Source organism: Pseudomonas brassicacearum, assembly GCF_003732175.1.
GTDB classification, from domain to species: domain Bacteria; phylum Pseudomonadota; class Gammaproteobacteria; order Pseudomonadales; family Pseudomonadaceae; genus Aquipseudomonas; species Aquipseudomonas brassicacearum_G.
The window spans coordinates 172,243-195,611 of sequence record NZ_MOBI01000005.1 but is presented as its reverse complement, the minus strand read 5'-3'; the positions used below and the strand labels follow the sequence as shown (position 1 = coordinate 195,611).

The following is a 23,369-nucleotide window of genomic DNA, read 5'->3' as shown; positions in this document are numbered from 1 at the left end:
CGCGTGAATCAGTAGCGGTAAGCGTGCGGTTTGAACGGGCCTTCAACGGTCACGCCGATGTATTCAGCCTGTTGCTTGGTCAGTTGAGTGACCACACCACCGAAACCGCGGACCATTTCCAGGGCCACTTCTTCGTCGAGTTTCTTCGGCAGTACTTCCACGGTCAGGCGCTCGGCTTTCTGGGCTGGCGACAGGTCGGCGTACTTCTGGCCGAACAGGAAGATCTGCGCCAGAACCTGGTTGGCGAACGAGCCATCCATGATACGGCTTGGGTGGCCAGTGGCGTTGCCCAGGTTAACCAGACGGCCTTCGGCCAGCAGAATCAGGTAGTCGTCGTTCTGTGGGTCGAAATCGCCCGTGCCAGTACGGTGAACCTTGTGAACCTGTGGCTTCACTTCTTCCCATGCCCAGTTCTTGCGCATGAAAGCCGTGTCGATTTCGTTGTCGAAGTGACCGATGTTGCAGACCACGGCGCGCTTCTTCAGGGCTTTGAGCATGTTCGCGTCGCAAACATTCACGTTGCCGGTGGTGGTCACGATCAGGTCGATCTTGCCCAGCAGGGCCTTGTCGATGCTTGCTTCAGTGCCGTTGTTGATACCGTCGATGAACGGCGAAACCAGCTCGAAACCGTCCATGCAGGCTTGCATGGCGCAGATCGGGTCAACTTCGGAGACTTTAACGATCATGCCTTCCTGACGCAGGGACTGGGCCGAACCCTTGCCCACGTCACCGTAACCGATGACCAGCGCTTGCTTGCCGGACAGCAGGTGGTCGGTACCGCGCTTGATCGCGTCGTTCAGGCTGTGACGGCAGCCGTACTTGTTGTCGTTCTTGCTCTTGGTCACCGAGTCGTTGACGTTGATGGCCGGGATTTTCAGCTCGCCCTTGGCCAGCATGTCCAGCAGACGGTGTACGCCAGTGGTGGTTTCTTCGGTCACGCCGTGAGCGCGGTCCAGTACTTGTGGGTACTTCTTGTGCAGCAGCTCGGTCAGGTCGCCACCATCGTCGAGGATCATGTTGGCATCCCAAGGCTGGCCATCCTTAAGGATGGTTTGCTCCAGGCACCACTCGTACTCTTCTTCAGTCTCGCCCTTCCAGGCAAATACCGGGATGCCGGCAGCGGCGATCGAAGCAGCGGCCTGATCCTGAGTCGAGAAAATATTGCAGGACGACCAGCGTACTTCGGCACCCAGGGCAACCAGGGTTTCGATCAGCACGGCAGTCTGAATAGTCATGTGGATGCAGCCGAGAATCTTCGCGCCCTTGAGCGGTTGCTCGACGGAGTACTTGCGGCGCAGACCCATCAGGGCCGGCATTTCCGATTCGGCGATGATGGTTTCACGACGGCCCCAGGCAGCCAGGGACATGTCGGCAACTTTGTAGTCGTTAAAATCTGCAGGCGTGATTACAGCGCTCATGAAGAGCCTCCATTCGTAAGTATGCGAATGGGCGCCGTTGTGCGTTTAGTGTCCAGCCGATCATGGCCGGGCAACGCCCCATCCGAGCCTGACAGGTCGAACCTGCTGCAGCGCCCCTCGGACAGGTGGCGGGAAAACGGTACCAATCGAAGATGACCGTTTTGAAACGGGGGCGATTATAGCCGTCTGGGCCAGACTTCCAAAGGGTTTCTGTCGGCCAGATGAAGATCGCTAATGGCGACCATAGTCGAAGCCTCATGGAGCATGACTGCCCGGTCTGCCATTATGGCCGGCATCAATCGGCAAGACGGTCAGGAGCGAGCATGAATTTCCACACCCGCAAATGGGTAAAACCCGAAGACCTTAACCCCAACGGCACGCTGTTCGGCGGTAGCCTGCTGCGCTGGATCGACGAAGAGGCCGCCATTTATGCAATCGTCCAGCTGGGCAACCAGCGTGTGGTCACCAAGTACATTTCCGAAATCAACTTCGTCAGCGCCTCACGCCAGGGCGACATCATCGAACTGGGTATCACCGCTACCGAATTCGGTCGTACCTCGATCACCCTGACGTGCGAGGTGCGCAACAAGATCACCCGCAAAAGCATCCTCACGGTCGAGAAGATGGTCTTCGTCAACCTGGGCGAAGACGGCTTGCCTGCGCCCCATGGCCGGACCGAGATCAAGTACGTCAAAGACCAGTTCCAGGACGATCCCGCCGTCGAGTAGTCGCACGCTTTGTGGCGAGGGGGCTGCCCCCGTTCGGCTGCGCAGCAGTCGTAAACCGGGCGGTGAAGTCTGAACTGAAGGAATTCGATGGCAGGTTTTAGGGCCGCTACGCGTCCCAACGGGGGCAAGCCCCCTCGCCACAGGTGTTGTGCAAGACGCGCGATAGCAATCTGACGGAGCGCGTCGATTAGCCAGGGACGTTGGCCGTTGCCGCTTCGCGGCGTTGCAGGTAGATAAAGAACAGCGCCGTCAGCACAGTCAAGCCGCTGACCAGTGCGCCGGTCCACGGCAGGTCTGCAAGGTCGGCGCCGCTGGCCACCACCAGCCCGCCGATCCACGCACCGGCTGCGTTGCCCAGGTTGAAGGCGCTTTGGTTCAGGGTTGAACCCAGATTTGGCGCCTCGACGGCCTGGTCGATGATCAGCAGTTGCAGGATCGGGCATAGGGCGAAGGCGAACACGCCCCACAGCACAAGGGTGATGGCTGCCGGGATCACCGAGTGGCTGGTCTGGCTGAATGCGGCCAGCACCAGCACGACGGCGAGGGCCATGCCGACCAATGACGGCAGCAAGCGGCTGTCGGCCAGGCGTCCGCCGAGCATGCTGCCAGCAGTCAAGCCCACACCGAACAACAACAGCATGATGGTTACGCCGTGCGGGCTGACGCCGGTGATGTCCTGCAGGATCGGTGCGATGTAGGTGAAGACACTGAACAGGCTGGTCGATGCCAGCACGCTCATGCCCAACGCCAGCAGCACATTGGTTTTGCCCAGTACCTTGAATTCGCTGGCCAGGTTGGCCTTGTCCATGGCGATCTCTTTCGGCAACCAGACCCACTGGGCGATGGCTGCGATCACGCCGATCACCGACACTGCCCAGAAGGTCGAGCGCCAGCCGGCGTATTGCCCGAGCGCGGTGCCCAGCGGTACGCCGAGTACGTTGGCGAGGGTCAGGCCGGTGAACATCATCGCAATCGCCTGGGCGCGTTTGTTCGGCGCCACCAAACCTGCAGCGACCACCGAACCGATACCGAAGAATGCGCCGTGGCACAACGCGGTAATCACCCGCGCGGCCATCAACGTGGCGTAGTTCGGAGCGAGCGCACAGAGGATGTTGCCGAGAATGAACATCAGCGTCATGCCCAGCAGCGTGGCTTTGCGTGGCATGTTGGCCGTCCCGATCGCGAGGATCGGTGCACCGAACACCACGCCCAGGGCGTAACCGGTAATCAGCAGGCCGGCGTGCGGAATGCTCACGGCGAGGTCGCGGGCGACATCGGGCAGCAAGCCCATGATGACGAATTCAGTGGTGCCGATGCCGAAGGCGGCAACAGCCAGTGCAAGCAAGGCGAGTGGCATGCGCAAGGTCTCTGTCGGTAGTCTTGACGCTCTGATCAGGCATACGCATGCGCGCTCCCGGCTCCGTAAGGATCGGGTAGCAGCAGAAATTTATTGGAATAAGTATGTGCGCAACTGAGTGCGGCGTGGTCGGTTGCAGTATAAACAGCTGCTGACATATGGCGAATCAATTCGGTTGATGCGGGCAAGGAGAGCAGGGTGCTTGCGACGATTCTGGTGTTGGTGGCGGCGCTGTTGCACGCAGCCTGGAATACCCTGATCAAATTCAGTGCTGAGCGGTTATTGGTCGTGGCCTGCATGGACAGTGTAGCGATGCTGTTTGTCGCGCTGATGCTGGGTTTCGTCGCGCTGCCGCCGATGGACATCTGGCCGTGGATACTCGCTTCAGCGGCCTTCGAGTTGTTCTACCGCTATCTGCTGATCCAGGCCTATCGAGTTGGCGATCTCGGACTGGTCTATCCGCTGATGCGCGGTTTGTCGCCGTTGGTGGTCTTGGCGCTGACACTGATCTTTGTGGGCGAAGTGCTGACGACCCAGCAGATCCTTGGCATTTTGCTGATCCCGTTCGGCATGCTGTGCCTGCTCTGGCAGGGCGGTGGCGGGGAGCGTTTGCCGTGGTCGATGTTGCCGGTGGTGGTGCTGATCGGTTTGTGCATCGGCTGCTACACCTTCATTGATGGGCAGGCGTTACGGCGTTGGTCGCACCCGCTCGATTATCTGGTCTGGGTCACGTTGGTCAGCGCCTGGCCGTTTCCGCTGTTGGCACTGGTGCGCAAACGTCCGGCTTTCATGCTGTTCTGGCGTGAGCAGTGGCGACTGGGCTTGAGCGTCGGGTTCTGCGTGTTGTTCAGCTACGCTTTGGTGCTCTGGGCCATGCAGTTGGGATCGATTGCCGAAGCGGCGGCGCTGCGCGAGATCAGTGTGATCCTGGTGGTGCTGTTCGGCATGCGTTACCTCAAAGAACCTTTTGGCAGACCCAGACTCCTGGCCTGTGGGCTGGTGCTGGTCGGTATGCTGGTCATGAAGCTTTGAGCGAACGTTCAACAATCTCTGAAAAGGAATCCGTAATGACTGTTGCTCTGTGGTGTGTATTGATCGCGATTTTCTTGCCGTACCTGTGCACCGCCATCGCCAAGACCGGCGGCAAGTTCGGGCTTCAGGATAATCATGATCCGCGAGATTTTCTTGAGTCCCTCGACGGGTTTGCCAAGCGTGCCCATTGGGCCCAGTTGAACAGCTTTGAAGTAACCCCGGCGTTTGCCGCTGCGGTCATCGTCGCGCATTTGGCCGGCAATGCCGAACTGGTGACGATCAACGTGCTGTCGGTGCTGTTCATCACCAGTCGCCTGCTTTACATCATCTGCTACCTGGCAGACTGGGCGATCCTGCGTTCGCTGGTGTGGTTTGTCGGCATGGGGCTGATTGCCAGTTTCTTTTTTGTGTCGATCTGAAGTTCAGTAGCCGTAATTTTCGGTGTTTCGATTGGCCTCTTCGCGAGCAGGCTCGTTCCCACAGGAGAATGCATTCCAATGTGGGAGCGAGCCTGCTCGCGATAGCAATAGTCCAGTCGACACATTGCCTAAGGGGTAGTTTTTACCGCATCGGTCACCTGCGGCAATTGCGGCAACGCCGCGCCTTTTGGCCAGAGCATCCAGATTTGCCCTTGCTGTTTCATGTCGCCAGCCAGTTGCCCAGCGGCATCGCCGGTGCCCCAGAACAGGTCGGCGCGAACTTCGCCGGTGATCGCGCCACCGGTGTCCTGTGCGGCGACGGGGCGTACCAGTGCGCTGCCATCAGGGCGGGTAGTGGATAACCAGAGCAGACTGCCCAGCGGAATAACCTTGCGGTCCACCGCCACGCTGTAACCCGAGGTCAGTGGCACGTTCAACGAACCGCGTGGACCTTCGTTGCTGTCAGGATTGCGGCTGAAGAATACATAACTCGGGTTACTGCCGAGCAGTTCAGGAATGCGCGTCGTGTGGGCCTTGGCCCAGGCACTGATGGCGCCCATGGTTACGTCTTCCTTTTTCAGCTCACCCTGATCCACCAGCCAGCGGCCAATTGGGCGGTAGGGGTGGCCGTTCTGGTCGGCATAACCGATGCGCAGTTGGCGGCCATCTTCCAGTTGAATGCGGCCCGAGCCCTGGATTTGTAGAAACTGCAGGTCCATCGGGTCGGTCAGCCACGCCAGCACAGGCGCCTTGACCCCGTTGGTTTCAATGGCGGCGGCATCGTCGTAAGGCTTGAGCACCCGGCCTTCAAGGCGCCCGCGCAGGCGCTTGCCTTTGAGTTCGGGGTAAATGCTCTCAAGCGAGACGATGATCATGTCGTCCGGTACACCGTAAACCGGCACATTGGCCACCGGGTTCTGCGTCAGGCTGCCCGGATAGACCGGCTCGTAATAGCCGGTGATCAAGCCATTCGCATTGCCGCTGGAGGAGCGCAGGCCGTAGACCGCCAGCTGTTCCTTGAGAAAACCACGGATGGCGTCTGCGGTTTGCGGCACGTTGGCGGCCGCTGCGCAGGTCGCGCCCCAGACCGGGTCGGATTTCAGGCGAGTACAGGCGCTGCGCCAGGAACCGAAGCCGGCCAGCAAGTCATTATCAGATACCGCGGGCAACGCTTCCCAGGTCGCGCTGGAATAGGTGGCGATGGCGTGGGTTTGTGGTTTTGCGGTGTCGCCACTGTTGCAACCGGCGAGCAGGGCGACCATCGGTACGGTCCAGAGCAGAGTGTTGCGCCAGGCCTTGAAACGGCTGTTCATGCAGTATTTCCTGTGCAGGTTGCCCGAGCGCTTCCAGCGTTCAGGCAACCCTTATTGTTAATAGGGCTATTGGTCTTTGCTGACGACGCGAGGATACTGGCCGCCGTTTCCCGTGACCTGAAGCCACCATGACTCTTAAAAGACTTTCTGTTGTATTGCTGGCCTGCCTGACGCTGTCCGCCTGTGGCGGTGTCGATCCGAACTCGCCGCTGGGTCAGCGCAAGGCGATTTTCAAGCAAATGCTCAAGACCGGCGAAGACCTGGGCGGCATGTTGCGGGGACGTATCCCGTTCGATGGCCCGCGTTTTACCGCAGGCGCAGTCAAGCTCGACGCCTTGTCCCATGAGCCGTGGAAGCATTTCCCACAGGTTCGTGAGGACGGCAACACCAGCGCCAAAGACGGTGTCTGGCAGCAGCAGGCGCGTTTCCAGGACATGGCCCGCACGCTTGAGGCCGCCACCGGTGAATTGGTGATTGCCAGCCAGGTTCAGCCGTACAAGGCCAGTAACCTGGGCCCGGCCGTGCAAAAAGTCGAAGACGCCTGTAGTGCGTGCCATAAACAGTTTCGTGATCACTGATTTCAGGCTCATCTGATAACTCTGTGGCGAGGGGGCTCGTCGGAGCGCCGCATCGCCCCGTTCGGCTGCGCAGCAGTCGTTATGTCAGCGAGCGCATTCATTCTGGCATTCCGTGCCAGCCGAATCGGGGTCGCTTTGCGACCCAACGGGGGCAAGCCCCCTCGCCACAAAAACTCTCCCCATCACGTCCGGATTTACTTATCCAACTCGTCCAGCGCTTGCTGCAATTCTTTACGGGACTCGGCGAGTTTGTCTTTGCGTTTGTTTATCTTCTCGGCATCGCCCTGTTTCATGGCTTTGTCGAGGTCGGCCTGACGGCGGCTGACTTCGTGCTTGGCGTCGAGCACCTTGTTCTCGCGCTCTTTCTTCAAGGAGGCGTCGTTGCAGTGCTCGGTGGCTTCGCTCAGGGCTTTTTCCAGGCCAGACTGTTGTCCGGCATTGCCATGCACCCTGGCCTGTTCGATCTGGTTGCTGATGGACTGGCGCTTGGCAGCGCAGCCAGTGAGCTCCGGGGTTTCTTCGGCAGCCATCAGCGGTGTCGCCATGACGCCGCAAAGGGTCAGTATGGCGAGCGGTGAAAGAAATTTCATAAAGGCTCCGTTTAAAAAAATCATCAGATCGGCAGCAGATGGGCTGTTGGAGCGCATCGATACCCATTGGGTTCAAAACTGCCGGCTCTCTGCATATCTAGAAACCGTCTATCCCGGCAGCGTGTAATTGTTCGCTCAAGGCCAGCACCTGCGGGTCGCGGAAAAATGCGCTCAATTGCGCCGCGCGCCCCGGGCCGATTCCGGCTTCGGTCTGCCATTGCTCAGTGTCTCGTTGCGCCAGTAATTGCCATGAGTCCGCAAGTCTGGCCTCGCCCGCGGGCGGTAAGCCCAAAGCCTTCAGCCAGCGTGAAAAGGGCTGTTGCCGGGCGCTTTGCAGGCTGTTCAGCAAGCGGACACTGCTGCGCTCGCCGAAACCGTCAATGTTAGCAAGCTCTTGGGCGTCGAGGGTCAACCAATCGAGCAAACCCTTGAGGCGTCCGGCGCTGATCAATTTTTCCCAAGTGCCGGGGCCTATATGGCGTAGCGCCAGGCCTTGCTTGCCACTGAGCCAGGTCAGTCGTGCGAGAAACTGGCTTTCGCAGCCCGGTTTCGGTTGCCAACAGCTGAGGTGATGGAAGTCTTCTGCACGCGGTGCGCTGACCTCAGGTCGTTCAGTGCTGCGCAACACGACACTGTCGAGTCGCGGGATGGTCAGCCCGGCAAGGCTGATGGCGACCTGATCGCCGGGGCGGATATCCATGGCCTGCCAGCGCTGCAACGAACTGACGCTCACACGTTTGATCTGTCGGTCATCGAGCATGACCGGAGCAAGCTCGAGCACCGGGGTGATGCGCCCGGTGCGCCCGATCTTGAAGTTAACCTGGCGCACTTCAGCCAACGCCTGGGCGAAAGGGTACTTCCAGGCCGCACTCCAGAACGGTGTTTTCGCCTCCCAGCGTTCTGCCGCCGGACGTTGGCTCTGACGCAAAACAATACCGTCGCTGGCAAACGGCAGGGGTGTGCGATACCAGTGATCGCGCCAACGCTCGGCATCGGCAAATGCGCTGACGGGGTGGCTGTAGAACTCGCCGTCAGGGAAGCCCAGCGCTTTGAGGGCGGCCAGGCGCTCTGGCAAGCTGGTCGGACCTTGCGGCCAGTCCCAGACGAATAGTCCTATCCCGTTGGCGTCCACAAGGTTCAGTTCTTTACGGGCCATCAACCCGGCCACGGCGCTTCGGGCATTCAGGCTGCCACTTTTGGCTTGCAGATGATCTGTCAGGCGCCAATAGAGCTCGCCTTGCAGCAGCAAATCCAGTGGCTGCGGCAGTTGCTGGGGGATCGCGGCGATCTTGCGCGCCGAAGCGGTCCAGTCCTGGCCGTTGATACCGTTGCCGCGACTGATCGCCTGCTGGAGCTGGCCCTCACGGTAAATCAACGTGACTGCAACGCCATCGACTTTGGGCTGAACCCAGATATCGTCGCGTGTCTTGAGCCAGGCTTCGACGGCTCGACCGTCGATGAGCTTTTCGAGGCCGGTATGGGGAGTCGGATGGGTAACCGTGCCGCGGGCGGCACGCAGCGGATTTTCAGGTGTTGTGGCCGGGGCAAAGCATTCTCGCCAAGCCTTGAGGCGGACGCGGGACTGGTCATAAAGCTCGTCGGTGACCAGTGAATGTCCTTGCCGGTGGTAGCTGTCGTCCCAGCGCTCGATTTGCTCTTGCAGCGCGGTGATTTCGGCTTGGGCCCGGATGGGGGGCCAGTCGGGGCAGCTATTGGCGTTGGCGTTCAGGCAGGCAACGATCAACCAAAAACCGATCAACAGACGAAGCGTGGGCAGCATCATGAGCATCCTTGCTCGAGGGGGATGCCTGAAGGCTAGATCAGCAGGGAGGCTAGCGAGCGCGGGTAGTTTTCAGGGTGTGTCCAGACCGGATCAGCGCCCATGAAAAAGCCCCGCACGGCGAACCGTGCGGGGCTTTTTGTGCAGCCAGGAAAGTCTTACAGACCGGCAGCGGCGCGCAGGGCGTCGGCGCGGTCGGTTTTTTCCCAGGTGAACGTGGTGAATGTATCGTCGCCCACGGTTTTGGTTTCCGGGGTGCGACCGAAGTGGCCGTACGCAGCGGTGTCCTGGTACATCGGGTGCAGCAGGTCGAGCATGGTGGTGATTGCGTATGGACGCAGGTCGAACACTTCGCGGACCAGTTTGACGATCTTGTCGTCGCTGATCTTGCCGGTGCCGAAGGTGTTCAACGAAATCGAAGTCGGTTGAGCGACGCCGATTGCGTAGGAAACCTGAATCTCGCAACGCTCGGCCAGGCCGGCAGCCACGATGTTCTTGGCCACATAACGACCGGCGTAGGCAGCCGAACGGTCAACCTTCGATGGATCTTTACCGGAAAACGCGCCGCCGCCGTGACGGGCCATGCCGCCGTAGCTGTCAACGATGATCTTGCGACCGGTCAGGCCGCAGTCGCCCACCGGGCCACCGATGATGAACTGGCCAGTCGGGTTGATGTGGAACTGGGTGTCCTTGGACAGCAGCTCGGCAGGCAGCACGTGCTTGACGATCAGTTCCATCACGCCTTCGCGCAGGTCTTTGTAGGATACTTCCGGGTTGTGCTGGGTCGACAGTACAACGGCGTCGATACCGACAACCTTGCCGTTTTCGTAGCGGCAGGTTACTTGCGACTTGGCGTCCGGGCGCAGCCAAGGCAGCAGGCCGGACTTACGGGCTTCGGCCTGGCGCTGAACCAGTTGGTGCGAGAAGGTGATCGGTGCTGGCATCAGCACGTCGGTTTCGTTGCTGGCGTAGCCGAACATCAGGCCCTGGTCGCCGGCGCCCTGGTCTTCAGGCTTGGCGCGATCAACACCCTGGTTGATGTCGGGGGACTGCTTACCGATGATGTTCATCACGCCGCAGGTCGCGCCGTCGAAGCCAACATTCGAGCTGTTGTAGCCGATGTCGAGGATCACGTTACGGACGATGTCTTCCAGATCGACCCAGGCCGAGGTGGTGACTTCGCCGGCGATGATCGCCACGCCCGTTTTCACCAGAGTCTCGCACGCCACACGGGCGAACTTGTCTTCAGCAATGATGGCGTCCAGCACCGCATCAGAAATCTGGTCGGCGATTTTGTCCGGATGCCCTTCAGACACGGACTCGGAGGTGAAAAGGGAGTATTCGCTCATCTCGATGTTTTCCTGAATTTACCGATGGTGAGTGTCGCCAGCCGGTCGCTGAAAGTGGCGGACCTGGATCTGGAAACCATTACGTAAGCCTACATAGAGGCTTTCCCCGGGAACGAGTCCCGCAGCGGTGGCCCAACGGGCCAAATCGTCCTGTTCAAACCCCAACCAAAGATCACCGCAGGCCTCCCTGGCCCAACTTTGGTTGTGGCTACATAACTCTGTCACTAACAGGCTACCGCCTGGTTGCAGCAAACCGGCCATCTGCTTGAGCGCATCGGCTGGCGCGGCGAAATGGTGCAAGACCATGTTCAGTACAACGCAATCGGCCTCAAGGCTTACGCCATCCAATGCATCGGCCAATTGCAGGCTGACGTTAGCCAGCGTTTCACGTTCACAAACCTGACGCGCCAGTTCGAGCATCGCCGGGCTGTTGTCGAGCGCCGTGACCTGACTGAATCGGCGCGCCAGTTCCGGCAGAAAACTGCCGTCGCCGGGGCCGACTTCAATCGCGGTGGCGCCTTCGCTGAAACTCAACTTGTCGAGCAGGGCCAGCACGCTTTCACGGTACTGCGCCAAGCCGGCGATCAAGTCTTGCTGGGCGCGAAATTTTTCCGCAACCCGTGAGAAAAAGTCCTGGCTGGCAGCGGCTCGTTGTCTGTGGACCTGGCTGATCCGTGCCTGCACATCGCTGGGCAGGGTCAGGTTGTCTACTTCGTCGAGCAGTGCTGCGTGCAGCTTGCCGCCCAACAATTCGGTGTGGGGCAGGGCGCGACGGTAAAAAATCGCGTTGCCTTCACGGCGGGTCGCTACCAGATCGGCCTGGGCCAGCACCTTCAGGTGGTGGCTCATGCCCGACTGGCCGGTGGCGAAGATTTGCGCCAGCTCCAGCACGCCGAACGAATCGTTGGCCAGTGCGCGCAAAACGTTCAGCCGCAACGGATCGCCGCCGGCCTTGCACAAGGCCGCCAGCTCATCGCAATCGTCATGGCGAATGGAAGGCACGCGTAAATTCATAAGGCCAGCAGTCTAGTGATCCACCGAAATCCCCGCAAGGGCAATATCAAAAAGTTTTGATATTGCTCGATAGATGGCACTTACCGGGCTGCGCTTCACTCTACAAACCAAGCGCGGAAAGGTTTCATCATTAGAAACCTGCGTTATCCATTGGAAAAACGTCTCCAGATGACTATCTGTCATTGCCCCGAGGCGTCCGGGTGAGGGAAAATGCTCGCCTTTTTTCCGTTTCATCCTATTCACTCTCGATTCAGAATCCGCAGGAGAACAGCGATGCCCAGCCGTCGTGAGCGTGCCAACGCCATTCGTGCCCTCAGCATGGATGCCGTGCAAAAAGCCAACAGCGGCCATCCCGGTGCCCCTATGGGTATGGCGGATATCGCCGAAGTGCTTTGGCGTGACTACCTCAAGCACAACCCGAGCAATCCATCGTTTGCCGACCGCGACCGGTTCATCCTGTCCAACGGTCACGGCTCGATGTTGCTTTACTCGTTGCTGCACCTGACCGGCTACGACCTGTCGATCGATGACCTGAAAAACTTCCGCCAACTGCACAGCCGCACACCGGGCCACCCGGAACTCGGTTACACCCCGGGTGTTGAAACCACCACTGGCCCGTTGGGTCAGGGCCTGGCCAACGCCGTGGGCTTTGCCCTGGCAGAAAAAGTCCTGGCGGCGCAGTTCAACCGTCCAGGTCACAATGTTGTCGACCACCACATCTACGTGTTCCTGGGTGATGGCTGCATGATGGAAGGCATTTCCCACGAAGTCAGTTCCCTGGCCGGTACCCTGGGCCTGGGCAAGCTGATCGCTTTCTACGATGACAACGGCATCTCCATCGACGGCGAAGTCGAAGGCTGGTTCACCGATGACACTCCAAAGCGTTTCGAAGCCTACAACTGGCAAGTGATCCGCAATGTTGACGGTCACGACCCGGAAGAGATCAAGACCGCGATCGAGACTGCCCGCAAAAGCGCGCAACCGACGCTGATCTGCTGCAAAACCACCATCGGCTTCGGTTCGCCGAACAAGCAAGGCAAGGAAGATTGCCACGGTGCCCCACTGGGTGACGCGGAAATCGCCCTGACCCGCACTGCGCTGAAATGGAACTACGGCCCTTTCGAAATCCCGGCCGACATCTATGCCGAATGGGATGCCAAAGAAGCCGGTCGCGCTGTCGAAGCCGAGTGGGATCAGCGCTTCGCGGCCTACTCCGCCGAATTCCCGGAGCTGGCCAACGAGCTGGTCCGTCGTCTGAGCGGTGAGCTGCCAGAAGACTTCGCTGAAAAAGCTTCGGCCTACATCGCTGAAGTAGCGGCCAAAGGCGAAACCATCGCCAGCCGTAAAGCCAGCCAGAACGCCCTGAACGCGTTCGGCCCGCTGCTGCCGGAAATGCTCGGCGGTTCGGCTGACCTGGCCGGTTCCAACCTGACCCTGTGGAAAGGTTGTAAAGGTGTCAGCGCTGAAGATGCCAGCGGCAACTACATGTACTACGGCGTTCGCGAGTTCGGCATGACTGCCATCATGAACGGCGTTGCCTTGCACGGCGGCCTGGTGCCTTACGGCGCGACCTTCCTGATGTTCATGGAATACGCCCGCAACGCAGTGCGCATGTCCGCCCTGATGAAGCAGCGCGTGATCCACGTCTACACCCACGACTCCATCGGTCTGGGCGAAGACGGTCCGACTCACCAGCCAATCGAGCAGCTGGCCAGCCTGCGCTGCACACCGAACCTCGACACCTGGCGTCCAGCCGATGCCGTTGAATCGGCAGTGGCCTGGAAGAACGCCCTGGAGCGTAAAGACGGTCCTACAGCGCTGATCTTCTCGCGTCAGAACCTGCAGCACCAAACCCGTGACGCGGTGCAGATCGAACTGATCAACCGCGGTGGTTATGTGCTCAAGGATTGCGCAGGCGAGCCAGAGCTGATCCTGATCTCCACTGGTTCGGAAGTCGGCCTGGCCGTTCAGGCCTACGACAAACTGACTGAACAGGGTCGCAAGGTGCGCGTGGTTTCCATGCCATGCACCAGCGTGTTCGATGCTCAGGATGCCGGCTACAAGCAAGCGGTTCTGCCGTTGCAGGTCAGCGCCCGTATCGCCATCGAGGCCGCACACGCGGACTACTGGTACAAGTACGTGGGCCTGGAAGGTCGCGTCATCGGCATGACCACCTACGGCGAGTCGGCGCCTGCGCCTGCCTTGTTCGAAGAGTTCGGCTTCACCCTGGAAAACATCCTGGGTCAGGCTGAAGAGCTGCTGGAAGACTGATCCAGAAAATGTGTCGTCTGATCTGACGTCATCGCGAGCAGGCTCGCTCCCACAGGGTCGGTGAAGATCCTTGTGGGAGCGAGCCTGCTCGCGATAGCGTTGGTTCAGGCAACACCGGATTGAAGGATTCACCACGGTAATCGAGAACCCCATGCCTCAACCGCGTCCTTACAAAGTTGCACTCAACGGCTACGGCCGGATTGGTCGTTGCGTCTTGCGTGCCTTGTTCGAGCGAGGGGCGGCTGGCGGGTTTGAAATTGTGGCGATCAACGATCTGGCCGACATGGCCAGCATCGAATACCTGACACGCTTCGACTCCACCCACGGGCGTTTTCCCGGTGAGGTGAAGGTCGACGGCGATTGTCTGCATATTAATGGCAACTGCGTGAAGGTCCTGCGCAGTTCCATCCCCGAAGGCATCGATTGGGCGTCGCTGGGCGTCGATCTGGTGCTGGAGTGCTCCGGCGCCTACCACACGCGCGCAGACGGTCAGCGCTTTCTCGACGCCGGTGCGCCGCGTGTGCTGTTTTCCCAGCCGATGGCCAGCGAAGCGGATGTCGACGCCACCATCGTCTATGGCGTCAATCAGGATTGTCTGACCGGCGATGAACGGCTGGTGTCCAATGCGTCCTGCACCACCAACTGCGGCGTGCCGCTGTTGCGGCTGCTGGATCAGGCCTTTGGTCTGGATTACGTGTCGATCACCACGATTCACTCGGCGATGAACGATCAGCCGGTCATCGACGCCTACCATCACGAAGACCTGCGCCGTACCCGTTCGGCGTTTCAGTCGGTGATCCCGGTGTCCACCGGCCTGGCGCGTGGTATCGAACGCTTGCTGCCGGAACTTGCCGGGCGAATTCAGGCCAAAGCTGTACGCGTGCCGACGGTCAACGTGTCTTGCCTCGATATTACGATGCAAACCGTTACCGACACTGACGCGAGTGAAGTCAACCGGATCCTGCGCGAGGCTGCCACCAGCGGCCCGCTCAAGGGGCTTCTGGCTTACACCGAATTGCCTCATGCCAGTTGTGATTTCAACCATGACCCACATTCGGCGATCGTCGATGCCAGTCAGACCCGCGTTTCCGGCCCAAGGCTGGTGAACGTGCTGGCCTGGTTCGACAACGAATGGGGTTTTGCCAACCGAATGCTGGATGTTGCAGAACACTATCTGCAAACCGCTATCAAGCTCTCTGCTTCTCAACTCTCTGTTTCTAAAAAATCTGCTCTCTAAAACAGCTATCCAGGAAATGCGACCCATGACCGTGTTGAAGATGACCGACCTCGATCTGCAAGGTAAGCGCGTATTGATCCGCGAAGACCTCAACGTCCCAGTCAAGGATGGTGTTGTCACCAGCGATGCGCGAATCCTGGCTTCGCTGCCGACCATCAAGCTGGCCCTGGAAAAAGGCGCGGCGGTGATGGTCTGCTCGCACCTGGGCCGTCCGACCGAAGGTGAATTCTCGGCCGAGAACAGCCTCAAGCCAGTTGCTGACTACCTGAGCAAGGCTCTGGGCCGTGAAGTGCCGTTGGTGTCCGACTATCTGGACGGCGTTGACGTCAAGGCTGGCGACATCGTGCTGTTCGAGAACGTGCGCTTCAATAAAGGCGAGAAAAAGAACGCTGACGAACTGGCCCGGCAATACGCTGCCCTGTGCGACGTGTTCGTGATGGACGCCTTCGGCACCGCTCACCGTGCCGAGGGTTCGACCCACGGCGTGGCCAAGTTCGCCAAAGTCGCTGCGGCTGGCCCGTTGCTGGCTGCCGAGCTGGACGCACTGGGCAAAGCCCTTGGCGCCCCGGCCCAGCCAATGGCAGCCATCGTCGCCGGCTCCAAGGTCTCGACCAAACTCGACGTGCTGAACAGCCTGAGCCAGATCTGCGACCAACTGATCGTCGGTGGCGGCATCGCCAACACCTTTCTGGCTGCTGCCGGTCACCCGGTCGGCAAATCGCTGTACGAGCCAGACCTGCTGGACACCGCCCGCGCCATCGCCGCTAAAGTCAGCGTGCCGTTGCCGGTCGACGTGGTGGTTGCCAAGGAATTCGCCGAAAGCGCTAGCGCGACCGTCAAGTTGATCGCCGACGTAGCGGCAGACGACATGATCCTCGACATCGGCCCACAGACTGCGGCGCACTTCGCTGAGCTGCTGAAGTCGTCGAAAACCATCCTGTGGAACGGCCCGGTCGGCGTATTCGAATTCGACCAGTTCGGTAACGGCACCAAAGTCCTGGCTCAGGCCATTGCAGACAGCTCGGCATTCTCCATCGCGGGCGGTGGCGACACCCTGGCAGCCATCGATAAGTATGGTGTTGCCGGGCAAATCTCCTACATTTCTACCGGCGGCGGCGCGTTCCTCGAGTTCGTCGAAGGCAAAGTGCTGCCAGCGGTTGAAGTCCTGGAAAGCCGGGCAAAGGCCTAAGGGTCATCCATTGGCCAGGCAAAGGAGTGTTTACATGGTCAAGTCGTTAGCGACATTGATCGCAGCGGGTGTACTGGCCGGCTGCGGGAGTACCCCGAAAGCCGCGCCGGAAACGGATACCGGCGCGCCGGACAAAGGCTGTTATCAGGCTGACTGGCAAGCAGAAACCAACCCGGTGCTCAACAAGCGTTCCGGGCCGGATGGCCTGGATAAATACGAGACACGGACTCCGGCCAAGGAACATGGTTGCCCTTGACCGGTCTGACTCACACACTCCCAGTGCTGGTGGCGTGCGCCGCCAGCCGAGGAACATTGATGAAAGGCTTGATAGCCGTGGGGGCACTGGCAGTACTTGCCGGTTGCGCCACTATGAACCCGTTCGCGTCGTCGCCCGCGCCTGATGCATGGACGACCTGGGTTTGCGACAGCCAGGCACAAGTACTCTGGCACTACACTGACAACAGCCACAACGCTGTTGACGTGCGCCTGGGTGGCGACGATCAGGTGCACCGCTTGAAGCTGGAGCCGGCAGGCAGTGGTTCGCTGTACAGCGATGACAAACTGGCGTTTCACGTCAAAGGTGAGGAAGGCCTGGTGTACTGGGTCGCCACCAACGATTTGATCGGCCGCGGCTGTAAAGCGCAGTAATTGACACACCACGGACCTAATGTGGGAGCGAGCCTGCTCGCGATGAGGATGGCACATCCAACGATGATGTGACTGAGCAACCGCTATCGCGAGCAGGCTCGCTCCCACAGTGGGTCGGTGTAGTTCTTGAGATTGAAGCACCACCGAATTCGCAGGCCGGTCTTACCCCCGATCTGCATTAACTTGAATAGCAGCCGCCGCTACGGCAGGCTTGCACGATTAACGACCCTCAACCGGGAGAGACACACACCATGGCACTTATCAGCATGCGCCAGATGCTGGACCACGCAGCCGAGTTCGGCTACGGCGTTCCAGCCTTCAACGTCAACAACCTTGAGCAGATGCGCGCCATCATGGAAGCCGCTGACAAGACTGACTCCCCGGTGATCGTCCAGGCTTCGGCCGGCGCCCGTAAATACGCTGGCGCGCCATTCCTGCGTCACCTGATTCTGGCGGCAATCGAAGAATTCCCGCACATCCCGGTGTGCATGCACCAGGACCACGGCACCAGCCCTGACGTCTGCCAGCGCTCGATCCAGCTGGGCTTCAGCTCGGTGATGATGGACGGCTCCCTCGGCGAAGACGGCAAGACCCCGACCGACTACGACTACAACGTCCGCGTTACCCAACAAACCGTGGCCATGGCTCACGCCTGCGGCGTATCGGTAGAAGGCGAGCTGGGCTGCCTGGGTTCGCTGGAAACCGGCATGGCCGGTGAAGAAGACGGTATCGGTGCAGAAGGCGTGCTCGATCACAGCCAAATGCTGACCGACCCGGAAGAAGCCGCTGACTTCGTCAAGCGCACCCAGGTCGACGCCCTGGCCATCGCCATCGGCACCAGCCACGGCGCTTATAAGTTCACCAAGCCACCAACCGGCGACGTGTTGGCCATCGACCGCATCAAGGAAATCCACAAGCGCATCCCGAACACCCACCTGGTGATGCACGGTTCCTCTTCGGTACCGCAAGAGTGGCTGGCGATCATCAACCAGTACGGCGGCGACATCAAAGAAACCTACGGCGTACCGGTTGAAGAAATCGTCGAAGGCATCAAGCACGGCGTGCGCAAGGTCAACATCGACACCGACCTGCGTCTGGCATCCACCGGTGCGATGCGTCGCCTGATGGCCACCAACCCGAGCGAATTCGACCCACGTAAATTCTTCGGCGCCACCGTGACGGCCATGCGTGATGTGTGCATCGCACGTTATGAAGCGTTTGGGACTGCCGGTAATGCTTCGAAGATCAAGCCGATCTCGTTGGAAGCGATGTTCCAGCGTTATTTGAAGGGTGAGTTGAACGCCAAGGTTAACTAAGTCTGAGCGTTTGATAGCACTAATAAAAAACCCGCCGAGAGGCGGGTTTTTTATACGGGAAATATCAATGAGGATTAAGTGAATATTGCCCTCATTATTATTGCATTTAATTGAAGGTGGCTCTTACAGGAGTGGTCCAAGTTCCAGAGCCGCCCGGCACGTCGGTTAATGTGATGTCATAAGAGCCCGGTGGGAATTTCCCGGTAATAGAACCAACGACAGTGAAATTACCATTCTGGTCAGCCATGCTGGCGCCCAATAATGCTCCGTGTGCTGCTACACACATGTAGATTGGGTCATATGCTTTGGCTTGGCCTCCGATGGTAACTGTTCCTGGTGCGGTGCACGAATTGAAAGTTATATATTGAATCGCCATGATCTAAATCTCCTTTTTTGATGTGTGGAACGGGTGATATGTAATGGATGCGTTCATCCGTTCCGCTTTAGATGTCGCGTTGTGATAGTAGGCATCATCTGCTGCTGGGTCACCTGTAAGAAGTGACAGTTAACTATGCGATTTCGCGATAATCGCATGAAATAATTAAACGAATTTGGTATAGCTGGGAAAAGTTGGCGGCATAATAAAGAAAGTGGAGAGGATTTATTTAATCACCCTTTGTGTTTGATTCGAACGCCTTCATCGGCCTGCCTCGCTCCCGTTGTGTGATGTGTCGCCTTGTATTTTCTTCTATTTCACCCGTGAAGCGCGGGCTGCCGGTGAGCTGATTGCGTTAGACGGCATCGCTGATCAGTTGTAGTTCGGGCGTTGGGATGGTCTGCTCCACAAAAGATTTATAGCGTGCGCGGTGCTCTGTATCCGTCTCGCCCAGTTTACTGAAGCAAGGATCCTCATCCAGCCAATTATTTTCCTAAGAGCTGAGCGTTTAATTGCACTAACGAAAAACCCGCCGAGAGGCGGGTTTTCGTTGGGTGAGAGTGATGGGGTAACTAAGGTTTTCCCGTTTTTTACGCTTACTGAATAAGTTTCCAGTTCTTGTAAAAGAACCGGCGCAAGGCGAAGGCTACGCCTGCAAACGACGCAACGATGCCGTTCAGGATAAAAGAGGCCCAGGACGGGCGCAGTATGTCGAGGAACAGGCAGTAGCGCTTGGCGTTGTTCTTGTTGAAGGATGCGTGTAACAGCGTGTCATCAAAGATGAACAGCGGATCGTCGTGCCAGTAGTGTTTTTGCTTCCTGACCTGAATGTACACACCGTCATGATGGGCGGCCGGCATGATGTTGTAGAGCACGCGGTACATCATGCGCAATGGCCCGAAGTGAAAGGACGTCGACTGATTTTCATTGAAAACCGATACGCCGATGGTCTTGATATAAGGCAGTTTCTTCTGAAGTGCGGGGATGTTGAGTTCGGTATCGATCTTGCGGCCATACCATTGGAAGAACAACATGCCACGCTTTTTCTGGGCCATGCGCGCATCGAGGAATGCAATGATCTCTTCCTTGTGAGCCATCGCGGTTTCAATTACATAGTTGATATCGTGCTGGTGGCTTTCGGGAAGATCGCGCAACGTGTAAACATAACGGCTTGGCTTGCACAACAGATCGAAAAAAGTATTCAGAGGCGCGAGTAACCATGTATTACGGCCGCCACCTATAAAATACTTTTTGATGATGTCGGTATCGAAGATGCCATTGCGCAGGAAGTCATAGATGCCGCAAATACAAAGCACAGCAAGAAACCAAAGGGTTGCCACCGGGAAACAATAAATAATGGCGGCAATACCGAGAATGGTGACTGCCGAGACTGCTTTCTTGCGGATGACTCGAGTGTTCATGGAACTCAGTTCCCCTGAGGCGGTGCGGGTATTTGGATTTGAAAAATACCTATAGGACAAACATTATATTCGCCATCATAAGGGCTCATTCTGTAATAAATGTTTCTTGTTTGTAAAGATTTCTCAGATGCAAGGAGATGAATTTTTCTTCGGTGTCAGTAAAAAATCGCAGCGAGGCGTTTTTTTGTCCGGATTTTTATTTTCGGAAGCAGCTGACATAAGGTGCTTGAAATGTCACCTATAGCGGACATAATGAAAAGTATCTCTGTAAAAGTCCGATATAGGTGACATTTATGCTCCTGAACAACCCGGCCGTATTCGGCGAGCGAATGCGTCAGCTGCGTCGCTCCCAAGGCCACAGCCAGGCACAACTGGCACACCGAGCGAAATGTAGCCGTAAAACCATCATCGACCTTGAAGCTGGCGAAAATGTGTCGCTGTACACGGCATTCAGGGTCATCTCGGCGTTGGGCATGGCGCTTGAAGTTGTCGATAGCCGGATCGACCTCAAATCCCTCGCTGAATTGGTGGAATCTGATGAGTAGAGTCAAGTCGCTCAACGTAGAGACACCACAGGGGCTCTCCGGCGAACTCTCCAAAGGTTCCCAGTTCTCGTTTGCCTACGCATCTGCCGAAGGGCCACGCGAGGTTTCACTGGTCATGCCCTATGACCCGACGCCATCAATCAACAACGTTTTACACCCGATATTCGATATGAACGTGCCAGAAGGGTTTCTGGCTGATCAGATCAAACGCCGGATGGCCAAGCACATGCAGGTGGATGAAATGCGCCTGTTATCGGTCATCGGGGGGAATCAGATCGGCCGACTCAGTTATCAGAACCCGACAGAGGCATTCGCGCCGGTTCGTGCTCAGGTCGGGCTGCAAGAAATTCTGTCAGCGGATACCTCGCAAGGCGTCTTCGAATTTCTCGTCGATACCTATTTTGAGTCGGGCATTTCAGGCGTACAGCCCAAGGTGCTGGTGCCCGATCTGGACAAGCTCACTGGTAACCGAAAAACCATGCTCAGTTCCGACCTGATCGTTAAGTCAGGGGCCGACGAGTATGCACACTTGGCGCAGAACGAATTTCTCTGCTTGGAAGCGGCCCGCCTTGCGGGGCTGGAAACACCGCCATTCTGGCTGTCGGAAAGCGGCGATCTGTTTGTGATGGAGCGATTCGACCTGACAACGACTGGCCGGCTTGGTTTTGAAGACATGGCCGTACTGCTCAGTCTCAACAAGGATCCTCACGATAACTACAAGTACTCCCAAAGTTACGAGACGCTAGCGGCGGTGATTAGCCAAGTGTGCCGACATGGCGAGCCGATACGTGAGCTTGAACGATTTTTCTCTTATGTGTGTCTTTCGGTGATGGTTCGCAATGGCGACGCGCATTTGAAGAATTTCGGGGTTATTTACACCCATCCTGAAGCGCTTGAGACGGTGCAGTTGGCGCCTGTTTTTGATGTGACCACTACAACCGTTTACGAAAACTACAATCCGAAGTCTGGGAGATCATTGGTTGACCGGACGTTGGCCATCAAGATGAACAAGGTAAAGACCTATCCAGATCGTCAGCAACTGATTGAATTTGGTCGTAAGCACTGCGCGGTGGATAAACCGGCTTTGATTATTGAGCGAATTGCCGAGGCGATGACCGAGGCGTTGGCAGCTAATCGGCATCGGATAGACGGTGAGTTGTTTGCGGGGATGTTGGCCGAATGGGATGCGGGGCGGTTGATGGCACTTAATGACTCGATCAAGCAAAGAAAAGGGGGCAAATTCATTTAATCAGTCTCGCCCTTTTCATACGCCAAACTTTCAGCCATTCGCCGGCTCGTCAAACCCTCGCTGCTCAATCACCCCAAACACATCGGTAATGTCCTGGATCATGATCCGCGCGATGTTGGTGACGGTGTTGATGTCGTTCTCGGCGTAGTCGGGGAGGCTGGTGCAGGCCATGAGGTTGAGGTACTTGAGGACGGCGTTGAGGCGTTCGCTGACGCAGGCGTGAAGCTCGCGGAGCGGGGCGTGGCTGTCGATGAGCAGGACGGGGTAGTCGGTGGCGATTTGGGTGAAGGGGGTGAAGCGGCGGGGCGGGGTTTGCGTAGTCATAGCGGAATCCTTTCAAGAAAAAGAATGGCCACCGTTCGCTGCGAAACAAATTGGGTGGCAGCTGTGCGCGGGTTCGCAGACCAGGAAAAGAATTAAAACCCCGGCAGACCCGAAAGCCTCCCACACACAGCCGCCATGAAACGAAACGCAGGAGAGTTTACCTGTGCTGTCTTTTGACGGTGCTGGATAAGGGCTGCGAAACCCTGCCGCTGACCGAAGCCAGCTGACGGGATGGACTGTAAGCGGCGATTTTGGCGGGTGCAACCGGGCTGTAGGACCGTTGCGCGGTCATTGTGGCGAGGGAGCTTGCTCCCGCTCGGCGGCGCAGCCGTCGTAAACCGGGCGGTGTGGTGTGTCTGAGGAAATGAGGTGGTAGGGTTTGGGGCTGCTTCGCAACCCAGCGGGAGCAAGCTCCCTCGCCACAATGGGATTGTTCCTACTGAACTGATCGTTCCCACGCGGAGCGTGGGAGCGATCAGGAGTCAGCTCCGTCAGGTTTTATTGTGATCAATATCCAGCTTGCTGAACGTCACTTTCCCGCCCTCGCTGGTGTATCCGGTGTTGTCCTGCACATACACCCCGGCCTTGAAGTACAGCGGTTTGTCGCGCCAGGTGGCACTGATCTGGGTGTCCCATTGGAAGCCCGCAGCGCTGATACCCAGGGCACCGCCGGAGCTGAGGTGGATGAGGTAGGAGAATTCCTGATCCAGTTTCACCCCCGTGGCGATGGTAATCACCCTACCTTCGTTATCGTCCGGGTGCATGCGTACCTTGGCCACGATGTTGCCAGTCGAGGTGCTGGTTTTGTACTGGTACTCGACTTTTACCAAGGGTTTTTGGCTGTTGTAGGCGTGGATCTGGCCGATGACGATCTTGCCCGAGCTCGGTACCTGGTTCACCGCCAGGGTCGCTTGCAGCACGTTATCGGCCTCGGGGTAGAGCCAGTTGCGCAAGGTGCCGTTGCTGTAGGTTTCGCGAAGCTCGGTGCGCGGGTAAATCGCGTTTTCCGTGCGCGAGCCGGTCACCGGTGCCCAGAAGAACAGCGTGCCGGTGTCGGAGTGGAAGTATTGATCCTTGAAACCGTCCACCAGTTTGGCGGTATCAACGGTGTACGGAGGGGTGCCGACAGGAACGCTGAGGTTCCAGGTTGCGAGATCGATCATGGTCAAAGCATCCGCGAATTCTAGCTGAACGAACGTGCCAGAAGCTCTAGCC

Annotated in this window: 24 protein-coding genes and 1 riboswitch; of the genes, 12 read left to right on the top strand and 12 right to left on the bottom strand. The window is 58.2% G+C overall.

The features are described 5' to 3' along the window. Positions 1-8: 8 nt before the first annotated feature. Entirely contained in the window at positions 9-1,418 is a 1,410-nt protein-coding gene (ahcY, locus tag BK658_RS04925; protein WP_123581306.1) for an adenosylhomocysteinase, read from the bottom strand. Positions 1,419-1,440: 22 nt separating this feature from the next. Further along, positions 1,441-1,543, bottom strand: a riboswitch (S-adenosyl-L-homocysteine riboswitch). 198 nt (positions 1,544-1,741) lie between these two features. Between ahcY and BK658_RS04920 the strand changes: the two genes are divergently transcribed. Further along, positions 1,742-2,146, top strand: coding sequence for an acyl-CoA thioesterase (locus BK658_RS04920; RefSeq protein WP_019694048.1), 405 nt, complete (start codon positions 1,742-1,744; stop codon positions 2,144-2,146). A 187-nt stretch (positions 2,147-2,333) separates the two neighbouring features. Here BK658_RS04920 and BK658_RS04915 read toward each other — a convergent pair whose 3' ends face one another. Then, positions 2,334-3,503 carry an MFS transporter gene (locus BK658_RS04915; protein ID WP_123581305.1) on the bottom strand — a complete coding sequence of 390 codons (1,170 nt, stop codon included), beginning with the start codon at positions 3,501-3,503 and terminating at the stop codon, positions 2,334-2,336. Positions 3,504-3,701: 198 nt separating this feature from the next. On the opposite strand from BK658_RS04915, the gene BK658_RS04910 reads away from it, so the two are divergent. Together BK658_RS04910 and BK658_RS04905 are read left to right on the top strand one after the other, a co-directional pair. Next, on the top strand, positions 3,702-4,535 hold the full coding sequence (locus BK658_RS04910) for an EamA family transporter (RefSeq protein ID WP_123581304.1): 834 nt from the start codon (positions 3,702-3,704) through the stop codon (positions 4,533-4,535). A gap of 35 nt (positions 4,536-4,570) precedes the next feature. Next, positions 4,571-4,954, top strand: coding sequence for an MAPEG family protein (locus BK658_RS04905; RefSeq protein ID WP_123581303.1), 384 nt, complete (start codon positions 4,571-4,573; stop codon positions 4,952-4,954). Between the two features lie 128 nt (positions 4,955-5,082). On the opposite strand, the gene mltA is transcribed toward BK658_RS04905, so the two are convergent. Beyond that, positions 5,083-6,267: a murein transglycosylase A gene (mltA, locus tag BK658_RS04900; RefSeq protein WP_123581302.1), complete on the bottom strand. Its 1,185-nt coding sequence runs from the start codon at positions 6,265-6,267 to the stop codon at positions 5,083-5,085. A 128-nt stretch (positions 6,268-6,395) separates the two neighbouring features. On the opposite strand from mltA, the gene BK658_RS04895 reads away from it, so the two are divergent. After that, a complete protein-coding gene (locus BK658_RS04895) occupies positions 6,396-6,845 on the top strand; it encodes a c-type cytochrome (protein ID WP_019694045.1) in 450 nt (149 codons plus the stop codon). Between the two features lie 194 nt (positions 6,846-7,039). Here the strand turns inward: BK658_RS04895 and BK658_RS04890 are convergent, their stop codons facing one another. The 5 genes from BK658_RS04890 to BK658_RS29795 all read right to left on the bottom strand — a co-directional run bounded on the left by BK658_RS04890 (position 7,040) and on the right by BK658_RS29795 (position 11,812). Continuing rightward, positions 7,040-7,435, bottom strand: coding sequence for a DUF1090 domain-containing protein (locus BK658_RS04890; protein WP_123581301.1), 396 nt, complete (start codon positions 7,433-7,435; stop codon positions 7,040-7,042). Between the two features lie 97 nt (positions 7,436-7,532). Continuing rightward, entirely contained in the window at positions 7,533-9,215 is a 1,683-nt protein-coding gene (gene ligB, locus BK658_RS04885; RefSeq protein WP_123581300.1) for an NAD-dependent DNA ligase LigB, read from the bottom strand. A 158-nt stretch (positions 9,216-9,373) separates the two neighbouring features. Further along, positions 9,374-10,564 (bottom strand): methionine adenosyltransferase, encoded by a 1,191-nt coding sequence (gene metK / locus BK658_RS04880; protein WP_103316704.1) that lies wholly within the window; start codon positions 10,562-10,564, stop codon positions 9,374-9,376. Between the two features lie 18 nt (positions 10,565-10,582). After that, complete coding sequence (locus BK658_RS04875) at positions 10,583-11,578, bottom strand: ArsR/SmtB family transcription factor (RefSeq protein WP_123581299.1); 996 nt, start codon at positions 11,576-11,578, stop codon at positions 10,583-10,585. Between the two features lie 12 nt (positions 11,579-11,590). Further along, positions 11,591-11,812 carry a hypothetical protein gene (locus tag BK658_RS29795; protein WP_148049703.1) on the bottom strand — a complete coding sequence of 74 codons (222 nt, stop codon included), beginning with the start codon at positions 11,810-11,812 and terminating at the stop codon, positions 11,591-11,593. A 39-nt stretch (positions 11,813-11,851) separates the two neighbouring features. Here BK658_RS29795 and tkt point away from each other — a divergent pair, with 39 nt between their 5' ends. From tkt to fba, 6 genes are all read left to right on the top strand, one after another. After that, positions 11,852-13,849, top strand: coding sequence for a transketolase (gene tkt, locus BK658_RS04870; RefSeq protein ID WP_123581298.1), 1,998 nt, complete (start codon positions 11,852-11,854; stop codon positions 13,847-13,849). Between the two features lie 151 nt (positions 13,850-14,000). Further along, positions 14,001-15,086, top strand: a complete 1,086-nt coding sequence (gene epd, locus BK658_RS04865; RefSeq protein WP_123581297.1) for an erythrose-4-phosphate dehydrogenase — start codon at positions 14,001-14,003, stop codon at positions 15,084-15,086. A gap of 25 nt (positions 15,087-15,111) precedes the next feature. Beyond that, positions 15,112-16,275: a phosphoglycerate kinase gene (locus BK658_RS04860; protein WP_123581296.1), complete on the top strand. Its 1,164-nt coding sequence runs from the start codon at positions 15,112-15,114 to the stop codon at positions 16,273-16,275. Between the two features lie 34 nt (positions 16,276-16,309). After that, positions 16,310-16,531, top strand: coding sequence for a hypothetical protein (locus BK658_RS04855; RefSeq protein WP_123581295.1), 222 nt, complete (start codon positions 16,310-16,312; stop codon positions 16,529-16,531). A gap of 59 nt (positions 16,532-16,590) precedes the next feature. Continuing rightward, on the top strand, positions 16,591-16,923 hold the full coding sequence (locus BK658_RS04850) for an MliC family protein (RefSeq protein WP_123581294.1): 333 nt from the start codon (positions 16,591-16,593) through the stop codon (positions 16,921-16,923). 251 nt (positions 16,924-17,174) lie between these two features. After that, on the top strand, positions 17,175-18,239 hold the full coding sequence (fba, locus tag BK658_RS04845; protein ID WP_019694035.1) for a class II fructose-bisphosphate aldolase: 1,065 nt from the start codon (positions 17,175-17,177) through the stop codon (positions 18,237-18,239). Positions 18,240-18,345: 106 nt separating this feature from the next. Here the strand turns inward: fba and BK658_RS29790 are convergent, their stop codons facing one another. Both BK658_RS29790 and BK658_RS04840 read right to left on the bottom strand, forming a co-directional pair. Beyond that, positions 18,346-18,615: a hypothetical protein gene (locus BK658_RS29790; protein WP_148049702.1), complete on the bottom strand. Its 270-nt coding sequence runs from the start codon at positions 18,613-18,615 to the stop codon at positions 18,346-18,348. Positions 18,616-19,211: 596 nt separating this feature from the next. Then, on the bottom strand, positions 19,212-20,036 hold the full coding sequence (locus tag BK658_RS04840; RefSeq protein ID WP_123581293.1) for an aspartyl/asparaginyl beta-hydroxylase domain-containing protein: 825 nt from the start codon (positions 20,034-20,036) through the stop codon (positions 19,212-19,214). 293 nt (positions 20,037-20,329) lie between these two features. Between BK658_RS04840 and BK658_RS04835 the strand changes: the two genes are divergently transcribed. Together BK658_RS04835 and BK658_RS04830 are read left to right on the top strand one after the other, a co-directional pair. After that, a complete protein-coding gene (locus BK658_RS04835; protein WP_123581292.1) occupies positions 20,330-20,581 on the top strand; it encodes a helix-turn-helix transcriptional regulator in 252 nt (83 codons plus the stop codon). After that, positions 20,574-21,830, top strand: coding sequence for a type II toxin-antitoxin system HipA family toxin (locus BK658_RS04830; protein ID WP_123581291.1), 1,257 nt, complete (start codon positions 20,574-20,576; stop codon positions 21,828-21,830). Before BK658_RS04835 ends, BK658_RS04830 begins: the two co-directional genes overlap by 8 nt. Before the next feature lie 30 nt (positions 21,831-21,860). On the opposite strand, the gene BK658_RS04825 is transcribed toward BK658_RS04830, so the two are convergent. Then, entirely contained in the window at positions 21,861-22,154 is a 294-nt protein-coding gene (locus BK658_RS04825) for a fructose-bisphosphate aldolase (protein WP_123581290.1), read from the bottom strand. A gap of 491 nt (positions 22,155-22,645) precedes the next feature. Further along, positions 22,646-23,317: a polysaccharide lyase family 7 protein gene (locus tag BK658_RS04815; protein WP_123581288.1), complete on the bottom strand. Its 672-nt coding sequence runs from the start codon at positions 23,315-23,317 to the stop codon at positions 22,646-22,648. Positions 23,318-23,369: the final 52 nt, after the last annotated feature.